16 protein-coding genes are annotated in these 17,529 nt (G+C 63.3%); all 16 read left to right on the top strand.

Going from position 1 to position 17,529, the window contains the following annotated elements; genetic code table 11:
- Positions 1-105: 105 nt before the first annotated feature.
- Positions 106-1,626 carry an acetaldehyde dehydrogenase ExaC gene (gene exaC / locus M1D87_RS02970; protein ID WP_025337551.1) on the top strand — a complete coding sequence of 507 codons (1,521 nt, stop codon included), beginning with the start codon at positions 106-108 and terminating at the stop codon, positions 1,624-1,626.
- Positions 1,627-1,851: 225 nt separating this feature from the next.
- Complete coding sequence (eat, locus tag M1D87_RS02965; protein ID WP_061551857.1) at positions 1,852-3,300, top strand: ethanolamine permease; 1,449 nt, start codon at positions 1,852-1,854, stop codon at positions 3,298-3,300.
- Between the two features lie 46 nt (positions 3,301-3,346).
- Positions 3,347-4,741 (top strand): ethanolamine ammonia-lyase subunit EutB, encoded by a 1,395-nt coding sequence (locus tag M1D87_RS02960; protein WP_013970694.1) that lies wholly within the window; start codon positions 3,347-3,349, stop codon positions 4,739-4,741.
- Between the two features lie 8 nt (positions 4,742-4,749).
- Complete coding sequence (gene eutC, locus M1D87_RS02955; RefSeq protein WP_061551871.1) at positions 4,750-5,568, top strand: ethanolamine ammonia-lyase subunit EutC; 819 nt, start codon at positions 4,750-4,752, stop codon at positions 5,566-5,568.
- A 108-nt stretch (positions 5,569-5,676) separates the two neighbouring features.
- The gene (locus M1D87_RS02950) at positions 5,677-6,135 is read left to right on the top strand and encodes a GNAT family N-acetyltransferase (RefSeq protein ID WP_003257044.1); all 459 of its coding nucleotides are present in this window, start codon (positions 5,677-5,679) and stop codon (positions 6,133-6,135) included.
- A 250-nt stretch (positions 6,136-6,385) separates the two neighbouring features.
- On the top strand, positions 6,386-7,033 hold the full coding sequence (locus M1D87_RS02945) for a DedA family protein (protein ID WP_025337547.1): 648 nt from the start codon (positions 6,386-6,388) through the stop codon (positions 7,031-7,033).
- Between the two features lie 9 nt (positions 7,034-7,042).
- Positions 7,043-7,858 (top strand): M90 family metallopeptidase, encoded by an 816-nt coding sequence (locus tag M1D87_RS02940; RefSeq protein ID WP_023660929.1) that lies wholly within the window; start codon positions 7,043-7,045, stop codon positions 7,856-7,858.
- 93 nt (positions 7,859-7,951) lie between these two features.
- Positions 7,952-8,479 (top strand): inorganic diphosphatase, encoded by a 528-nt coding sequence (gene ppa / locus M1D87_RS02935; RefSeq protein ID WP_003255365.1) that lies wholly within the window; start codon positions 7,952-7,954, stop codon positions 8,477-8,479.
- Between the two features lie 287 nt (positions 8,480-8,766).
- Positions 8,767-9,468 (top strand): XRE family transcriptional regulator, encoded by a 702-nt coding sequence (locus M1D87_RS02930; RefSeq protein ID WP_123085265.1) that lies wholly within the window; start codon positions 8,767-8,769, stop codon positions 9,466-9,468.
- Between the two features lie 433 nt (positions 9,469-9,901).
- Positions 9,902-11,053, top strand: coding sequence for an efflux RND transporter periplasmic adaptor subunit (locus M1D87_RS02925; RefSeq protein WP_232881190.1), 1,152 nt, complete (start codon positions 9,902-9,904; stop codon positions 11,051-11,053).
- The gene (locus M1D87_RS02920) at positions 11,050-11,736 is read left to right on the top strand and encodes an ABC transporter ATP-binding protein (RefSeq protein WP_123085267.1); all 687 of its coding nucleotides are present in this window, start codon (positions 11,050-11,052) and stop codon (positions 11,734-11,736) included. The genes M1D87_RS02925 and M1D87_RS02920 overlap by 4 nt, the downstream gene beginning before the upstream one ends.
- Positions 11,736-12,947 carry an ABC transporter permease gene (locus M1D87_RS02915; RefSeq protein WP_043936052.1) on the top strand — a complete coding sequence of 404 codons (1,212 nt, stop codon included), beginning with the start codon at positions 11,736-11,738 and terminating at the stop codon, positions 12,945-12,947. Before M1D87_RS02920 ends, M1D87_RS02915 begins: the two co-directional genes overlap by 1 nt.
- Positions 12,947-14,143: an ABC transporter permease gene (locus M1D87_RS02910; RefSeq protein WP_123085268.1), complete on the top strand. Its 1,197-nt coding sequence runs from the start codon at positions 12,947-12,949 to the stop codon at positions 14,141-14,143. The genes M1D87_RS02915 and M1D87_RS02910 overlap by 1 nt, the downstream gene beginning before the upstream one ends.
- A gap of 368 nt (positions 14,144-14,511) precedes the next feature.
- On the top strand, positions 14,512-16,248 hold the full coding sequence (locus tag M1D87_RS02905) for a copper resistance system multicopper oxidase (protein ID WP_421091690.1): 1,737 nt from the start codon (positions 14,512-14,514) through the stop codon (positions 16,246-16,248).
- Positions 16,245-16,592 carry a hypothetical protein gene (locus tag M1D87_RS02900; RefSeq protein WP_039614636.1) on the top strand — a complete coding sequence of 116 codons (348 nt, stop codon included), beginning with the start codon at positions 16,245-16,247 and terminating at the stop codon, positions 16,590-16,592. The genes M1D87_RS02905 and M1D87_RS02900 overlap by 4 nt, the downstream gene beginning before the upstream one ends.
- Complete coding sequence (locus M1D87_RS02895) at positions 16,582-17,529, top strand: copper resistance protein B (protein ID WP_123085270.1); 948 nt, start codon at positions 16,582-16,584, stop codon at positions 17,527-17,529. Before M1D87_RS02900 ends, M1D87_RS02895 begins: the two co-directional genes overlap by 11 nt.

The following is a 17,529-nucleotide window of genomic DNA, read 5'->3' as shown; positions in this document are numbered from 1 at the left end:
AGAACCGAGCCAAGTCATTGATTTGCCTTGCGCTCGAAACGCTGGCCCAACCTTTGCTCTACGCTTTCCAACTCCCTAACAAACACAATAGCCAGGAGACACACCATGCGTTACGCACATCCCGGTACCGAAGGCGCGAAGGTTTCCTTCAAGAGCCGCTACGGCAACTACATCGGTGGTGAGTTCGTTCCTCCGGTAAAGGGGCAGTACTTCGAAAATACCTCCCCGGTGAATGGCAAGCTGATCGCTGAATTCCCTCGCTCCACTGCCGAAGACATCGACAAAGCCCTGGATGCCGCCCACGCTGCGGCGGATGCCTGGGGCCGCACTTCAGTGCAGGACCGCTCCAACGTTCTGCTGAAGATCGCCGACCGTATCGAGCAGAACCTCGAACTGCTGGCCATTACCGAAACCTGGGACAACGGCAAGCCGATCCGCGAAACCCTCAATGCCGACATTCCGCTGGCGGTCGACCACTTCCGCTACTTCGCTGGCTGCATCCGCGCCCAGGAAGGCGGCGCTGCGGAAATCAACGAAGGCACCGTGGCCTATCACATCCATGAGCCACTGGGCGTGGTCGGGCAGATCATCCCGTGGAACTTCCCGATCCTGATGGCCGCCTGGAAGCTCGCCCCGGCCCTGGCCGCCGGCAACTGCGTGGTGCTCAAGCCTGCCGAACAGACCCCGCTGGGCATCACCGTGCTGCTGGAAGTGATCGGTGACCTGCTGCCAAAAGGCGTGCTCAACGTGGTGCAAGGCTTTGGCCGCGAAGCCGGTGAAGCACTGGCCACCAGCAAGCGCATCGCCAAGATCGCCTTCACCGGCTCGACCCCGGTTGGCTCGCACATCATGAAATGCGCCGCCGAGAACATCATCCCGTCCACCGTCGAACTGGGCGGCAAGTCGCCGAACGTGTATTTCGAAGACATCATGCAAGCCGAGCCAAGCTTCATCGAGAAGGCGGCCGAAGGCATGGTGCTGGCGTTCTTCAACCAGGGCGAGGTATGCACCTGCCCGTCACGGGCACTGGTACAGGAGTCGATCTACCCGCAGTTCATGGAAGTGGTGATGAAGAAGGTGCTGCAGATCAAGCGCGGCGACCCGCTGGACACCGACACCATGGTCGGAGCGCAGGCCTCGCAACAGCAGTTCGAGAAGATCCTGTCGTATCTGGACATCGCCCAGAAGGAAGGCGCCGAGTTGCTGACCGGTGGCAAGGTCGAAAAACTGGAAGGCTCGCTGGCCACCGGTTACTACATCCAGCCGACCCTGCTCAAGGGCAACAACAAGATGCGCGTGTTCCAGGAAGAAATCTTCGGCCCGGTGGTCAGCGTCACCACCTTCAAGGACGAAGCCGAAGCCTTGGCAATCGCCAACGACACCGAGTTCGGCCTGGGTGCCGGCGTGTGGACCCGCGACATCAACCGTGCCTACCGCATGGGCCGTGGGATCAAGGCTGGCCGCGTGTGGACCAACTGCTACCACCTGTACCCGGCGCATGCCGCGTTCGGTGGCTACAAGAAGTCGGGGGTCGGGCGTGAGACGCACAAGATGATGCTCGACCACTATCAGCAGACCAAGAACCTGCTGGTGAGCTACGACATCAATCCGTTGGGCTTCTTCTAAACCGCGTCGCCTTCTTCGCGGGTAAACCCGCTCCCACAGGTACTGCGCTTGCTTAAGGCGCTGTACACCCCCTGTAGGAGCGGGTTCACCCGCGAAGAGGCCAGGCCTGCATATACAAAACCCAGAGCGGTAACCGTGCACCAACGCTCTGGCTCGCTTCCTGCAGTACCCATCACCATCGGCCCGGAACCCGTCCGGCCACCAAGAAAAACAACAGGTGAATCTATGCCAAGCGATCATTCCGCCGGCTCGCCGGCAGCCTCTTCCGTCGACTTCGAAAAAGTCGGCTCGGACTATTTCCAGCAACGTGAACTGAAAAAAGGTGCCGCCGGCTGGGTCCTGCTGGTCGGCCTGGGCGTGGCCTACGTCATCTCCGGCGACTATGCCGGCTGGAACTTCGGCCTGGCCCAGGGCGGCTGGGGCGGCATGTTCCTCGCCACCCTGCTGATGGCCACCATGTACCTGTGCATGTGCTTCTCGCTGGCCGAACTGTCGTCGATGATCCCCACCGCAGGCGGCGGCTACGGCTTTGCCCGCAGCGCCTTCGGCCCCTGGGGCGGCTTCCTCACCGGCACGGCGATCCTCATCGAGTACGCTATCGCCCCCGCCGCCATCGCCGTGTTCATCGGCGCCTACTGCCAGTCACTGTTCGGCATCGGTGGCTGGATGATCTACCTGGCGTTCTACATCGTGTTCATCGGCATCCACATCTTTGGCGTGGGTGAGGCGTTGAAGCTGATGTTCATCATCACCGCCATCGCAGCCATCGCCTTGGCCGTGTTCCTGGTGAGCATGGTGCCCCATTTTGATGCAGCCAACCTGTTCGACATCGCCAAAACGGACGCTGTGGGCGCCAGCAGCTTCCTGCCGTTCGGCTATGTCGGCGTGTGGGCGGCCATCCCCTATGCCATCTGGTTCTTCCTTGCCGTAGAGGGCGTGCCGCTGGCTGCCGAAGAAACCAAGAACCCCAAGCGCGACCTGCCACGCGGACTGATCGGCGCCATGCTGGTGCTGCTGGCCTTCGCCCTGCTGATCCTGGTGGTCGGCCCCGGCGGCGCAGGCTCCGAAGCACTGAAAGCGTCCGGCAACCCGCTGGTGGAAGCCTTGTCCAAAGCCTACGGCGGTAGCACCTGGATGGGCGGCTTCGTCAACCTGGTCGGCCTGGCCGGGCTGATCGCCAGCTTCTTCTCGATCATCTACGCCTATTCCCGGCAGATCTTCGCCCTGTCCCGCGCCGGTTACCTGCCGCGCAAGCTGTCGGAAACCAACAAGAGCAAGGCCCCGGTACTGGCCTTGATCATCCCCGGGATCATCGGCTTTGCCCTGTCGCTGACCGGCCAGGGTGACCTGCTGATCCTGGTGGCGGTGTTCGGCGCTACCCTGTCGTACGTGCTGATGATGGCCGCGCACATCACCCTGCGCATCCGTCGACCGAAGATGGAGCGCCCATACCGCACCCCTGGTGGCATCTTCACCTCGGGCCTGGCACTGGTACTGGCATGCATCGCCGTGGTCGCCGGTTTCCTGGTCGACCCACGGGTAGTGATTGGCGCCGCAGTGATCTATGCGGTATTAATTGCCTACTTTGCTTTCTACAGCCGCCACCACCTGGTAGCGGGTACACCGGAAGAGGAATTCGCCGCGATCCAGAAGGCCGAAGAGGCCCTGCACTGATCGCCGCCACCCGCCGTGGGGCAACCCACGGCTCTGGAGACTCTGTATGGCAAGTTTCGTACACACGGTCGGCCACCTGGTCTACCGCTTCGACAGCCTCAAGGAAGTGATGGCCAAGGCCAGCCCCGCCCGCTCGGGGGACTACCTGGCGGGCGTGGCGGCCAGCAATGATGGCGAACGGGTCGCCGCGCAGATGGCCCTGGCCAATATCCCGCTGACGCATTTCCTCAACGAAGCGCTGATCCCTTACGAAGATGATGAAGTCACGCGCCTGATCATCGACACTCACGACGCCCAGGCCTTCGCCCCGGTCAGCCACCTGACCGTGGGTGGCCTGCGCGACTGGCTGCTGAGCGAAGAGGCCAACGAGGACAGCCTGCGCAGCCTGGCACCCGGGCTGACGCCGGAAATGGCCGCAGCGGTGTCGAAGATCATGCGCGTGCAGGACCTGGTGCTGGTGGCACAGAAGATCCGCGTGGTCACCCGGTTCCGTGGCACCATGGGCCTGCGCGGGCGCCTGTCGACCCGGCTGCAGCCCAACCACCCGACCGACGAGCCAGCCGGCATCGCCGCCAGCATTCTCGACGGCCTGCTGTACGGCAACGGCGACGCCATGATCGGCATCAACCCGGCCACCGACAGCATCGCCTCGATCTGCGCCCTGCTGGAGATGCTCGACGCCATCATCCAGCGCTACGACATCCCCACCCAGGCCTGCGTGCTGACCCACGTCACCACCTCGATCGAGGCGATCAACCGTGGCGTGCCACTGGACCTGGTATTCCAGTCCATCGCCGGTACCGAAGCGGCCAACGCCGGGTTCGGCATCAACCTGAACGTGCTGCAGGAAGGCTACGAAGCGGGCCTTTCGCTGAAACGCGGCACCCTCGGGCAGAACCTGATGTACTTCGAAACAGGCCAGGGCAGCGCGCTGTCGGCCAACGCCCACCACGGCGTCGACCAGCAGACCTGTGAGACCCGCGCCTATGCCGTGGCCCGCCACTTCAAACCGTTCCTGGTCAACACGGTGGTCGGTTTCATCGGCCCCGAATACCTGTACAACGGCAAGCAGATCATCCGCGCCGGCCTCGAAGACCACTTCTGCGGCAAGCTGCTGGGAGTGCCGATGGGTTGCGACATCTGCTACACCAACCACGCCGAAGCCGACCAGGACGACATGGACACCCTGCTGACCCTGCTGGGCGTGGCCGGGATCAACTTCATCATGGGTATCCCAGGCTCCGACGACATCATGCTCAACTACCAGACCACCTCGTTCCACGACGCGCTGTATGCACGCCAGACCCTGGGCCTGAAGCCTGGGCCGGAATTCGAGGCATGGCTGGCCCGCACCGGCATCTTCACCCAGGCCGATGGCCGGGTGCGCTTTGGTGACAACCTGCCGCCGGCCTTCCGCCAGGCCTTGGCACAGCTTGCATAGGGATGACCATGGACCACCGCACGCCTACCCCCGAAAACCCCTGGCTGGCCCTGCGCAACCTGACCCCGGCGCGCATTGCCCTGGGCCGTACCGGCACCAGCCTGCCTACCGGTGCGCAACTGGACTTCCAGTTCGCCCACGCCCAGGCACGCGATGCCGTGCATCTGGCCTTCGACCATGCCGGCCTGGCTACCCAGCTGAGTGACCGCGGGCGCGAAAGCCTGGTGCTGCACAGCGCCGCCAGCGACCGCAACCAGTACCTGCAACGCCCGGACCTGGGGCGACGGCTGAGCGAAGATTCGGTTGCCGTGCTGCGCCAGCATGCCCAGGCCAACCCCGGCGGGGTCGACCTGGCCATCGTCGTCGCTGACGGCCTATCGGCGCTGGCCGTGCACCGCCACACGCTGCCGTTCCTGGCGCGCTTCGAGGAACAGGCCGCCGCCGACGGCTGGACCAGCGCCCCGGTGGTGCTGGTGCAGCAGGGTCGGGTGGCAGTGGCCGACGAGGTCGGTGAACTGCTGGGCGCACGGATGACGGTGATGCTGATCGGCGAACGCCCGGGGCTCAGCTCGCCCGACAGCCTTGGCCTGTACTTCACCTATGCGCCAAAGGTCGGCCTGACCGATGCCTACCGCAACTGCATTTCCAACATCCGCCTGGAGGGGCTGAGCTATGGCATGGCGGCGCACCGCTTGCTGTACTTGATGCGCGAAGCCTGCCGACGTCAGCTTTCCGGGGTGAATCTGAAGGACGAAGCCGAGGTCCATAGCCTGGAGAGTGAACACAACACCGGCCAGAAAGGTAACTTTCTGCTCGGCAAAGGATAAAAAACATGTCACGGAAGGCGGATTGCACTTGCGCCAAGCATTGGGCAGCATGCCTTTGAAAGCTGCTGGCAATCCGCTGTTTCCCCTAATGGACTCTGAGGGCCGCACATGCGCATCATCAAGGCAACCCTGGAACACCTCGATCTGCTTACGCCGATGTTCGTCAAATACCGCGAGTTCTATGGGCAGCTACCCTACCCCGACAGTTCGCGCAGCTTCTTGGAAAAGCGCCTGAAGCGGGATGAGTCGGTGATCTACCTGGCGCTACCCGATGATGATGACGGCAAGCTGCTGGGCTTCTGCCAGCTGTACCCGAGCTACTCATCGCTGTCGCTGAAGCGGGTATGGATTCTCAACGATATCTACGTGGCCGAGGACTCGCGGCGCATGCTGGTGGCCGACCACCTGATGCGCGAGGCGAAGAAAATGGCCAAGGAAACCAACGCCGTGCGCATGCGGGTGTCGACCAGCGCGGACAATGAGGTAGCGCACAAGACTTACGAATCCATCGGGTTTCGTGAGGATAACGAGTTCAAGAGCTATATCCTGCCGATCAGCCAGGATTGACCTGTACCGGCCTCTTCGCGGGTAAACCCGCTCCCACAGGCATAGCGGCACATATGAAGTCGGTGCTGTACCTGTGGGAGCGGGTTTACCCGCGAAGAGGCTGGTACAGGAGTACCCCCTGCCGTAACCCCCCGCTACAAACTCCCCGGGCATGATCCTGACTTAGCCGTATAATGGCCCACCTGTCGTGTGTGAAAATTTACCCATCCGCAGGTAACCGAGCCTACGCCCAAGAACACAGGTGCTGTACATGGATTTCAACCCGCTGGACCTTATCCTGCATCTCGATGCCTACCTCGATCTGCTGGTCACCAACTACGGCCCCTGGATCTACGCCATCCTCTTCACCGTGATCTTCTGTGAAACCGGGCTGGTGGTCATGCCCTTCCTGCCTGGCGATTCGCTGCTGTTCATTGCCGGCGCCGTGGCCGCCGGTGGCGGCATGGACCCGTTGCTGCTGGCCGGCCTGCTAATGGCCGCCGCGATCCTCGGCGACAGCACCAACTACGTGATCGGCCGCACAGCCGGCGAGCGGTTGTTCAACAACCCCAACTCGAAGATCTTCCGTCGCGACTACCTGCAGCGTACCCACGACTTCTATGAACGCCACGGCGGCAAGACCGTGACCATGGCGCGCTTCCTGCCCATCCTGCGCACCTTTGCGCCGTTCGTCGCCGGCATCGCCCACATGCACTACCCGCGCTTCCTCGGTTTCAGCGTCGCCGGTTCGCTACTGTGGGTCGGCGGCCTGGTGACCCTGGGCTACTTCTTCGGCAACGTGCCATTCATCAAACAGCACCTGTCGCTGATGGTGGTGGGCATCATCATCCTGTCGCTGGTACCGATGATCCTCGGCCTGCTGCGTGGCCGCCTGGGCCGCACGGCCAAAGCGCACTGAAACTTGCCGATGTGGTCGTTCAGCGCCTGGCGGCGCAAGCGCACCCTGGCGCGCTATCCCATCCCCCCCCAGCAATGGCAGGCCGTGCGCGAGCGCCTGCCAATGCTGGACGGCATCACTGACGAAGAGGATCGCTGGCTGCGTGAAGCCTGCATCCTGTTCCTGCTCGACAAGCACCTCACCTGCCTGCCCGGCGTCGAGCCGGATGACGAGCAGCGCCTGTTGCTGGCCGCCCAGGCGCAGTTGCCGCTGCTGCACCTGGGCGAGCTGAACTGGTACCAGGGTTTCCACGAAATCATCCTCTACCCCGACGACTTCAAGAGCCCACAGCGCCACCGCGATGCCAGTGGCGTGGAGCACGTGTGGGACGGTGAGCACAGCGGCGAAGCCTGGCAGCAGGGCCCGATCATCCTCGCCTGGAGCGGCGTGCTAGCCAGTGGTGGCTGGGAGGCCTACAACCTGGTCATCCATGAACTGGCGCACAAGCTCGACATGCTCAATGGTGATGCCAACGGCCTGCCGCCGCTGCACAGCGGCATGCCCGTGGATGAATGGGCAACCGCCATGCAACAGGCCTATGACGACCTCAACCGCCAGCTGGACGCCAACCCCGACGCCGAAACCGCCATCGATCCATATGCCGCAGAGAACCCCGCAGAGTTCTTTGCCGTAACCAGCGAGTACTTCTTTAGTGCTCCCGACCTGCTGCAACAGGCTTATCCACAGGTCTACCGCCAGTTGTCGCTGTTCTACCGCCAAGACCCGCTGGCGCGCCTGTGCCGGCTGCAGGCCGAACACCCGGAATACCGCGAAAGCCACGCCTGACGGGGCCGCACATCAGGCCAGGCGTGGCATGCCCATGCAGAATGTGCCTATAATCGCCGCCACTTTTTTGGTCAAACACGGGGGCACTGCCCAATGAGCTACAGCAAGATTCCGGCGGGCAAAGACCTGCCGAACGACATCTACGTCGCCATCGAGATCCCGGCCAACCACGCGCCGATCAAATACGAGATCGACAAGGACAGCGATACCCTGTTCGTCGACCGTTTCATGGCTACCCCGATGTTCTACCCAGCCAACTACGGCTTCATCCCGAACACCCTGGCCGATGACGGTGATCCGCTGGACGTGCTGGTCGTTACCCCTTACCCGGTAGCCCCAGGTTCGGTTATCCGCGCCCGTCCGGTCGGCGTGCTGAACATGACCGACGACGGCGGCGGCGACGCCAAGGTCATCGCTGTTCCTCACGACAAGCTGTCGCAGCTGTACGTCGACGTGAAGGAATACACCGACCTGCCAGCCCTGCTGATCCAGCAGATCGAGCACTTCTTTGCCAATTACAAAGATCTCGAGAAGGGCAAGTGGGTCAAGATCGAAGGCTGGGAAGGCGCTGACGCCGCCCGCGCCGCGATCACCAAATCGGTTGCTGCCTACAAGGGCTGATGCCGGTTGCATGAAGAACCCCGCCTCGGCGGGGTTTTTTTATGCCTGATGGGTGGCTGGTCGCCTTGGCACTGGATGACCTGCCTGCGCAGCACTTTTGTGGGAGCAACTGTCTTGCTCAAATTCTAGATGCCGGCCCGCTCCCACAGGAACCGCGCACTTGCCTGGGAGAGTAAAAAATCCTACGCAGTCCTACTCCAACGCCCTACAAACAGGCGCTTTTCACACAAGCCCCATCAACATCCGGTTCATATCCTTGCTGGCATCCCGCCGCTACACTCGCCGCCATGAACACATCCGGTGACAGACTCAAAGCCCTCCTCCACGAATGTGGCCTGACCCCTTCCGATTTCGCCGCCCAGCGCAGCGTCACGCCCCAGCACGTCAACAACTGGCTCAAGCGCGGCGTGCCCCTGGCCCGGCTGGACGAAATGGCGGACCTGTTCTGCGTGCATCGTCGCTGGTTGCGCACGGGCGAAGGCCCCAAACACCACAACCCGATCCTGCGCACCTGCCCACCGGAGCCGGCGCCCGCCAACCCGCGCACGCCGCTATCGGCGCAAGGCGGCCGTACATTGAAGGTGCCCTTTTACGAGTTGCACAACGGCCTGCTGTCGCCCGTGGCCGGCAAACACCTGTGCCTGCCCGCAAAAGCCCTGAAAGGGTTGGGAGTGCATGCCGACGACGCCATCTGCCTGGCCATGCCCGCCAGCAACATGACCCCGCTGATTCCGCTGCAAGCTACCCTGGCCATCGACCTGGGCATGACCCAGGTGGTCGAGGGCGAAACCTATGCCCTGCTGCACAACGGCGTGCTCAGGGTTAACAACCTCAGCCTCGGCCAGCACGGCACGCTGTACCTGCACAGCCATGATCGGCGCAACTATGCGGTCGAACGCTACACCGCCGCCCAGCGCCAGACACAAGGGCTGAAGATCCTGGGCTGGGTGTTCCACTGGTCGCATTTCCGCCAGCAACGGCCCGACTGAAACAAACCTGTGCCATTTTTTGCTGGGCATCCTGCGCGCGCCCTTGTATGCTACGCCGCACATTCAGCCCCGACCGGCGCAAGCCGCGGTCCAGAGGGCTCGGCGATATCCCACACGGGCATCTGCCATCTCTTTCAGGCCCTTGATGGCCACACAGTTAAGGCGATTGCGGCTTACCATAAATTAGTCGGAAGCGTCCCCGAGAAGCCGGCCACAAGCCGGCTTTTTAATGCCCGCCATTCCCATCCTCTGAAACTTTCTGCAGCCTTCCCATGGCCAGGGAATCGCCGCTGCGTGAGCGAAAAAAATCTCATTCGCCATTTATCTGACACTATACTAACGCTCATCCGAAAATCGTCGGATAAATGACGTTTCGCGTGGAGCTTTCACCCTCCTGATCTAGGCTCAAGCCATATGGGAGGAGGTGTAGTCCATGCGCAAATTATTGATTGGCTCGTCGATCCTGGCTTGTCTCGTGGTGCTGGGCGGCTGGTTGAGCCGACCACAGCCATTGCCGGTCAGGCTGCTGGAAGTTGAGCGGGGGCCGGTTGAGACGGTGGTGGCCAACACGCGCGCGGGTACGCTGAAGTCCTGTCGACGCTCGCACCTGTCCTTCAATGTCGGCGGCCAGGTTGCCGAGTTGCTGGTCAGCGAGGGCCAGCGGGTCCAGCCGGGTCAGGTGCTCATGCGCCTGCGGCAGGACGAGCAACAGGCCAGGCTACAGGAAGCCGAGGCGCGGCTGGAGGCCCAGCGCAACAGCCGCGAACAGCGCTGCCAGCAAGCTCTGCTGGACCGGCGCGACCTTGATCGCCTCGGCCAGTTGGCCGACCGCAAGTTGATTGCCGCCGACCGCCTCGATCAGGCCACGACCAAGGCCAACCTGGCGAAGTTGATGTGCAGTGCCAGTGCCGTGCTGATCCGCGAGGCCGACGCCAGCCTGCAGTTGCAGCGTTCACTGCTGGAACAGACAACTCTGCGTGCACCATTCGCCGGCATCGTCGCAGAAATCAACGGCGAACTCGGCGAGTTCGTCACCCCGTCGCCGCCAGGTATTCCCACGCCGCCGGCAGTCGACCTGATCGACGACAGCTGCCTGTTTGTAGAGGCACCGATCGATGAGGTGGACGCTGCCCGGGTTCACCCCGGAACCGCCGTACGGATCAGCCTGGATGCCTTCCGTGGTCAGCATTTCACCGGCCGCGTCAGCCGCATCGCGCCCTATGTGCGCGAACTGGAGAAGCAGGCGCGCACCGTCGATGTCGAGGTGCGCTTCGACCAGCCGCCGGCAGACCTGGCCCTACTCACCGGCTATAGCGCCGATGTCGAGATCCTCCTGGAGCAGCACGCGGGTGCCTTGCGCATCCCCACCGAGACCCTGCTGGAGGGGCAACGCGTGCTGCGATACGACCCGAGCGCCCGGGTGTTGCGCGAGGTGCAGGTGCAAACCGGGCTGAGCAACTGGCGCTGGACCGAGGTGCTTGCAGGGCTGGACGAGGACGCACGCATAGTCGCCAGCCACGAGCAGGAAGGGCTCAAGGATACCGTGGCGGTGATCCCGGCGGATGCCGCGGAGACCGAGAAATGATCCGCCTGCGCGGCGGTAGCCGCAGCTTCCAGTTGGGCGAACAGCAGGTGATGGGACTGGATGGCCTGGACCTGGACATCGCCGCCGGTGACTACATGGCGGTGATGGGCCCGTCGGGCTCGGGCAAGTCGACCTTGCTGAACATCCTCGGCCTGCTCGACGCGCCGAGCGCCGGCGAATACTGGCTGCAGGGCGAGGCCACGGCGGCCCTGAGCGAGGCGCGCCGCGCCCAGTTGCGCAGCCGGCTGATAGGTTTCGTGTTCCAGTCCTACCACCTGATCGCACGGCTGACGGTGCTGGAAAACATCGAGCTGCCGATGGTCCTCGCCGGCATTGGTGCGGCACAACGGCGCAAGCGCAGCAGCCAATTGGTGGCACGCCTGGGGCTGGGCGAGCGCATTGCCCACCGCCCGGCCGAGCTGTCCGGTGGCCAGCGCCAGCGCGTGGCGATCGCCCGGGCGATGGTCATGCAACCGGCGCTGCTGTTGGCCGACGAACCCACCGGCAATCTCGATAGCCAAGCCGGCGCCGAGGTCTTCAGCCTGCTGGAGGAGCTCAACGGCGAGGGGCTGACCCTGATAGTGGTGACCCACGATGCCAACCTGGGCGCCCGCGCACAGCGCCAGCTGCACATGCGTGACGGGCGGATCCACAGTATTGCGACGCAGTGGGCGCTGGCCTGATGCGCGCTGCCGATGCCCTGGGCTTCTGGCTAGGTGCCTTGCGCGGGCATCGCTCACGCAGCCTGATGCTACTGCTGGCCATCGCTATCGGGGTGGTCGCGGTCAATCTGCTCACCGGTCTTGGCGCGGGGGCGCGGGCCTTCGTCCTGAACGAATTCTCGCTGCTCGGGCGCGACATCCTCATCGTTTTCCCGGGGCGCAAGGAAACCACCGGGCGAATGCCGCCGCTCACCGGCCTGACGCCACACGAGTTGACCTTGCAGGATGTCCAGGCCATCACCCGGTTGCCGGGCATCCGCCGGGTCGCGCCGCAGCAGGCCGGGCAGATGGAGGTGATAGTCGGCAACCGCAATCGTGAGGTGCTGACGCTGGGCACCACCCGGGACTTCTTCGCCATTCGCCAACTGACGGTCGTCCAGGGCCAACCCCTGCCGACGCTGGACCCTGAGCAGGCCGAAGCCGTCTGCGTGATCGGCGGCAAACTCCGGCGCGAGCTGTTCGGGGCTCGCCCGGCCCTGGGTGAATGGTTGCGCGCTGGCGACCGGCGCTTCCGGGTGGTTGGCATTCTCGGCGAGCGGGGCGAATCGCTGGGGATGGATTTCGCCGAGATGTTGATCATCCCGGTGGCCAGCGCCCAGGCCTTGTTCAATAGCGAGGGGTTGTCGCGGGTATTTGTCGAGGTGCATGGTCCGAGCTTTCTCGACCGTAGCAAGCAGCTGATACTCGCCGCGCTCAAGGAGCGCCACGAGGGTGAGGAGGACGTCACCCTCGTCAGCCAGGACAGCCTGCTCAGCGCCTTCGACCAGATACTCGCGGTGCTGACCCTGGCGGTGGCTGGCATTGCCGCGATCAGCCTGCTGGTGGCAGGCATCCTGATCATGAACGTGACCTGGATTGCAGTAAGCCAGCGCAGCGCCGAGATCGGCCTGCTCAAAGCCATAGGCGTGACGGCGGCGCAGCTGCGCCTGCTGTTCCTCGGCGAGGCGGCGCTGTTGGCCCTGACAGGGGCACTGGCAGGGCTGCTGCTGGCCGAAACCTTGCTCTGGCTGGGGCGCCTGGCGTTCGATCTGCCGCTCTATGCCCCTTGGTGGGCGCGGGCTGGCGCAGTGCTGCTGGCACTCGGCACGGCGCTGCTGTTCGCCTGGCTGCCGGCCGCTCGGGCCTCGGCGCTGGAGCCGGTGGCAGCGCTACGCCCGCCAGGGGCGCACTGATGCGCTGGCAAGATGGTTTCCGGCTGACCAGCTCGGCGCTGACCTGCCGCCCGCTGCGCAGCCTGCTGACCCTGCTCGGGGTAGCGATCGGCATAGCCGCCGTGGCGCTGCTCACGGCCATAGGCGAAGGCGTGCGCGGCTATGTGCTGGAGAACTTCTCGCAGTTTGGTACGCGGATCATCACCGTGCGCCCGGGCAAGACCCAGACCAGCGGCCTCGGCGGCCTGCTTGGCAGCGTGCGGCCACTGACCATCAGTGACACCGACGCCCTGCGGCGCTTGCCGCATGTCGAGGCGGCGGTGCCGATCATTCAGGGCAGCGGGAATATCCAGTTCGGTCAACTGAGCCGGCGCAGCGACATTCTCGGTGGCGGCCATCAGATGGCGCAGGCCTGGCGCATGCAACTGAGCCTGGGCGAGTTCCTGCCCCCGGCCCGTGACGGCCGTTCGCCGCCCTATGTGGTGCTCGGCCATCAGCTGCGTACCGAACTGTTCGGGACGCGCAACCCGCTGGGTGAGCTGATCCGCGTCGGCGGCGTACGTTTCCGGGTGATCGGCGTGATGGCGGAGAAAGGCCAGTTGCTCGGTTTCAACCTCGACGATATCGCCTACATCCCGGTGGACTGGGCGGAAAGCCTGTTCAACCGCACCGGGGTGGTCAAAGCCCATGTGGTGTTTGGTGCAGGTACCACTTCACGGGCGTTGAGCCGGCAGATTCGCGAGGTGCTCGGCGAACGACACGGTGCGGAGGACTTCAGCCTGACCACCCAGGACGACATGCTGCGCAGCTTCAACCGCGTTCTCGGCACCCTGAGCCTGGCCATTGGTGCCTTGGGGGGCATTTCGCTGTTGGTCGGCGCCGTCGGCATTCTCACCATCATGACGACCACTGTGGGCGAGCGCACGGCAGAAATCGGCCTGTTGCGGGCGATTGGCGCCAGTCCGCGGCAGGTACTTGGGTTGTTTCTGGCCGAAGCGACGCTGCTGTCCCTGGCCGGTGGCCTGCTTGGCCTGCTGTTGATGGGCCTGCTGCTGGGGCTACTGCACCTGGCCATGCCGAGCCTGCCCTTGGCGCTGCAACCGCTGTTTCTGCTGCTGGCGCTGCTGCTGGCGGCGGTGCTCGGCATTCTCGCCGGCCTGGCCCCGGCCGTGCGGGCGGCCCGCTTGCATCCGGTCGCGGCGCTGCGCATCGAGTAGCGGCCAGGCCAAAGACCCCCTTGATGGGGCTGCTTTGCAGCCCTTCGCGGGCACGCCCGCTCCCACAGAATACATAACCCAAAGATTTCGCAGGGCCTTGTGGGAGCGGGTTTACCCGCGAACACCGGCAAAGCCGGTGCCATACACCGTGTCGCATTCTTCGCGGGTGAACCCGCTCCCACAGGGCGGCGGCGCGCTTACTGAATTTGATCCACCACAAGCTGACAGAAAAGTAATCTGAAGCTCAGCCAGCTGACAGCGCAGGTCCGCTAGCGTTAAGGAAGATTGTGGGGGGCTTCTAGCCCCACGGGCTGGGGCGTTCAACCGCCTGAACACCAGCAACTTTTCGACTGACTGGACGCAACGGCATGCAAAGCAAAACCACCAGACGCTCCTTCGTCAAAGGCCTTGCCGCTACCGGACTGCTTGGCGGGCTGGGCATGTGGCGCGCGCCGGTCTGGGCCGTGACCAGCCCGGGCCAACCGAGTGTGCTGAGCGGCACCGACTTCGACCTCTACATCGGTGAGCTGCCGGTCAACATTACCGGCGCTTCGCGTACAGCGATGGCCATCAACGGCTCCATTCCCGGGCCCATCCTGCGCTGGCGCGAAGGCGATACCGTCACGCTGCGTGTGCGCAACCGCTTGCAGCAGGACACCTCCATCCACTGGCACGGCATCATCCTGCCGGCGAACATGGACGGCGTGCCGGGCCTGAGCTTCCATGGCATCGCCCCCGACGGCATGTATGAGTACAAGTTCAAGGTCCAGCAGAACGGCACCTACTGGTACCACAGCCACTCCGGTTTCCAGGAGCAGGTCGGGGTGTATGGCGCCCTGGTCATCGACGCGAAAGAGCCTGAGCCGTTCACCTATGACCGGGACTACGTGGTCATGCTCAGCGACTGGACGGATGAAGACCCTGCACGGGTGCTGTCCAAGCTCAAGAAGCAGTCCGACTACTACAACTACCACAAGCGCACGGTGGGCGATTTCGTCAACGATGTGAGCGAAATGGGCTGGTCCGCCGCGGTAGCCGACCGCAGGATGTGGGCCGAGATGAAAATGAGCCCCACCGATCTCGCTGACGTGAGCGGCTACACCTACACCTACCTGATGAACGGCCAGGCCCCCGACGGTAACTGGACGGGCGTGTTCAAGCCGGGCGAGAAAATCCGCCTGCGCTTCATCAACGGCTCGGCCATGACGTATTTCGATGTGCGAATTCCCGGCCTGAAGATGACGGTTGTCGCGGCGGATGGGCAGCATGTCAAACCCGTTGCGGTCGACGAGTTCCGCATTGCCGTTGCCGAAACCTACGATGTCATCGTCGAACCCGAAAGCGAGCAGGCTTACACCATTTTCGCCCAATCCATGGACCGTACCGGGTATTCCAGGGGCACCCTGGCGGTTCGCGAGGGCTTGCAGGCCCCTGTTCCCGCTGTCGATCCACGGCCGACCATTTCCATGAGCGATATGGGCATGGACCATGGCGGCATGGACGACGGTGACATGGCTGGCATGGACCACGGCAGCATGGCCGGCATGGACCATGGCGAAATGGCTGGCACCAGCGCGCCCATGCAGAGCCACCCAGAGTCCGAGACCAACAACCCCCTGGTCGACATGCAAACGATGACCCCGACGCCAAAACTGGGCGATCCGGGCATCGGCCTGCGTGACAACGGACGCCGTGTGCTGACCTATGCCGACCTGCGCAGCACCTTCCCGGACCCGGACGGCCGCGCGCCTGGTCGCACAATCGAGTTGCACCTAACCGGCCACATGGAAAAGTTCGCCTGGTCCTTCGACGGCATCAAGTTTTCCGATGCCGAGCCACTGCGCCTCAAGTATGGAGAGCGCCTGCGCATCACCCTGGTCAACGACACCATGATGACTCACCCCATCCACCTGCATGGCATGTGGAGCGACCTGGAGGATGAGAACGGCAACTTCATGGTGCGCAAACACACGATCGACATGCCGCCTGGCTCAAAACGAAGCTATCGCGTCACGGCAGATGCCTTGGGGCGTTGGGCCTATCACTGTCACCTGCTGTTCCACATGAAAATGGGCATGTTCCGCGAAGTCCGTGTGGACGAATGAACTGGAGATCCGAGATGAGCAAACCAATGAAACGAAGCGCGTTTTTTCTCTCTGCTGCGATAGCCGGCCTGTTTGCAGTTTATGCCCCGTCATCCTGGTCCGACGGCAACGATCAGCAGTCTGCCGATGCCAAGGAAGCCAGGAGTGCTCAAGGCATGGACCATGGTGCGATGAAGGGCATGGACCATGGCGCCATGAAAGGGATGGATCACAGCTCGATGAAAGGTATGAACCATGACGCCATGAAGGGTATGGACCATGGTTCGATGCAGGGCATGGACCACGGCAAGATGATGGAATCCCATGGCAGTAACAAAGCCAAGGCAGGGAAAGATGCTCAATAGCCTGGCACGACCATCGCTGCTGGCACTGACCGTTACGCTGGGGGCGCTGGGCGCTGCGCCCAGCTTCGCCGCTGAAGAAATGGACCATTCGATGATGGACCACGGCGAGATGGATCATGGCAGCATGCAGGGCATGGACCATGGCGCGATGAATCATGGAGCTATGAATCATGAGGCTATGGACCATTCGACAATGAACCAAGGCTCGGCGGATACATCGACAACAAGCCGTACCCCGATCCCGGTCCTGACCGACGCCGACCGCCAGGCAGCCTTCCCCCCATTGGGTGGGCATCAGATGCACGACAGTGCTATCAACAGCTTCTTCCTGCTGGATCAGCTCGAGTACCAAGATGCGGATGAAGGCAGCACGCTGGCCTGGGATGCTTCTGGCTGGGTAGGCGGCGATATCAACCGGCTGTGGATCCGCTCCGAAGGTGAACGTACCAACGGTGTCACCGAGGATGCCGAATTGCAGCTGCTGTACGGCCGCTCGATCAGCCCATGGTGGGATGTGGTTGCCGGGGTGCGCCAGGACTTCAAGCCTGAATCTCCCCAGACCTGGGCGGCGTTCGGTATCCAGGGCATGGCGCTTTACGACTTCGAAGCCGAAGCCACCGCGTTCATTGGCGAGAACGGCCAGACTGCCGCTCGCCTGGAAGGCGACTATGACATTCTGCTGACCAACCGCCTGATCCTGCAGCCGACCGCTGAAGCCAATTTCTATGGCAAGAACGACCCTGGGCGCGGTGTGGGTTCCGGCCTGGCCAATACCGAAGTCGGGCTGCGCCTGCGCTATGAAATTGTCCGCCAGTTCGCCCCCTACATCGGCATCACCTGGAGCCGCTCCTACGGCAAAACCGCCGATTTCGTCCGCGACGACGGTGGTGATGTGGATGAAGCGCGTTTCGTGGCCGGTATCCGCATGTGGTTTTGA

This window comes from Pseudomonas sp. SA233 (assembly GCF_054792385.1).
Note: the sequence above shows the minus strand (reverse complement) of the source record. Positions and strands in the feature narration are given on the sequence as shown.

Bases quoted from the DNA above. Each gene is read 5' to 3' on its own strand.
- ppa (WP_003255365.1), top strand. From the start codon at position 7,952: ATGAGCTACAGCAAGATTCCGGCGGGCAAAGACCTGCCGAACGACATC.
- M1D87_RS02940 (WP_023660929.1), top strand. From the start codon at position 7,043: ATGTGGTCGTTCAGCGCCTGGCGGCGCAAGCGCACCCTGGCGCGCTAT.
- M1D87_RS02960 (WP_013970694.1), top strand. From the start codon at position 3,347: ATGGCAAGTTTCGTACACACGGTCGGCCACCTGGTCTACCGCTTCGAC.
- M1D87_RS02950 (WP_003257044.1), top strand. From the start codon at position 5,677: ATGCGCATCATCAAGGCAACCCTGGAACACCTCGATCTGCTTACGCCG.
- M1D87_RS02900 (WP_039614636.1), top strand. From the start codon at position 16,245: ATGAACTGGAGATCCGAGATGAGCAAACCAATGAAACGAAGCGCGTTT.
- M1D87_RS02915 (WP_043936052.1), top strand. From the start codon at position 11,736: ATGCGCGCTGCCGATGCCCTGGGCTTCTGGCTAGGTGCCTTGCGCGGG.
- eat (WP_061551857.1), top strand. From the start codon at position 1,852: ATGCCAAGCGATCATTCCGCCGGCTCGCCGGCAGCCTCTTCCGTCGAC.
- M1D87_RS02910 (WP_123085268.1), top strand. From the start codon at position 12,947: ATGCGCTGGCAAGATGGTTTCCGGCTGACCAGCTCGGCGCTGACCTGC.
- exaC (WP_025337551.1), top strand. From the start codon at position 106: ATGCGTTACGCACATCCCGGTACCGAAGGCGCGAAGGTTTCCTTCAAG.
- M1D87_RS02905 (WP_421091690.1), top strand. From the start codon at position 14,512: ATGCAAAGCAAAACCACCAGACGCTCCTTCGTCAAAGGCCTTGCCGCT.
- M1D87_RS02930 (WP_123085265.1), top strand. From the start codon at position 8,767: ATGAACACATCCGGTGACAGACTCAAAGCCCTCCTCCACGAATGTGGC.
- M1D87_RS02920 (WP_123085267.1), top strand. From the start codon at position 11,050: ATGATCCGCCTGCGCGGCGGTAGCCGCAGCTTCCAGTTGGGCGAACAG.
- M1D87_RS02925 (WP_232881190.1), top strand. From the start codon at position 9,902: ATGCGCAAATTATTGATTGGCTCGTCGATCCTGGCTTGTCTCGTGGTG.
- eutC (WP_061551871.1), top strand. From the start codon at position 4,750: ATGGACCACCGCACGCCTACCCCCGAAAACCCCTGGCTGGCCCTGCGC.
- M1D87_RS02895 (WP_123085270.1), top strand. From the start codon at position 16,582: ATGCTCAATAGCCTGGCACGACCATCGCTGCTGGCACTGACCGTTACG.
- M1D87_RS02945 (WP_025337547.1), top strand. From the start codon at position 6,386: ATGGATTTCAACCCGCTGGACCTTATCCTGCATCTCGATGCCTACCTC.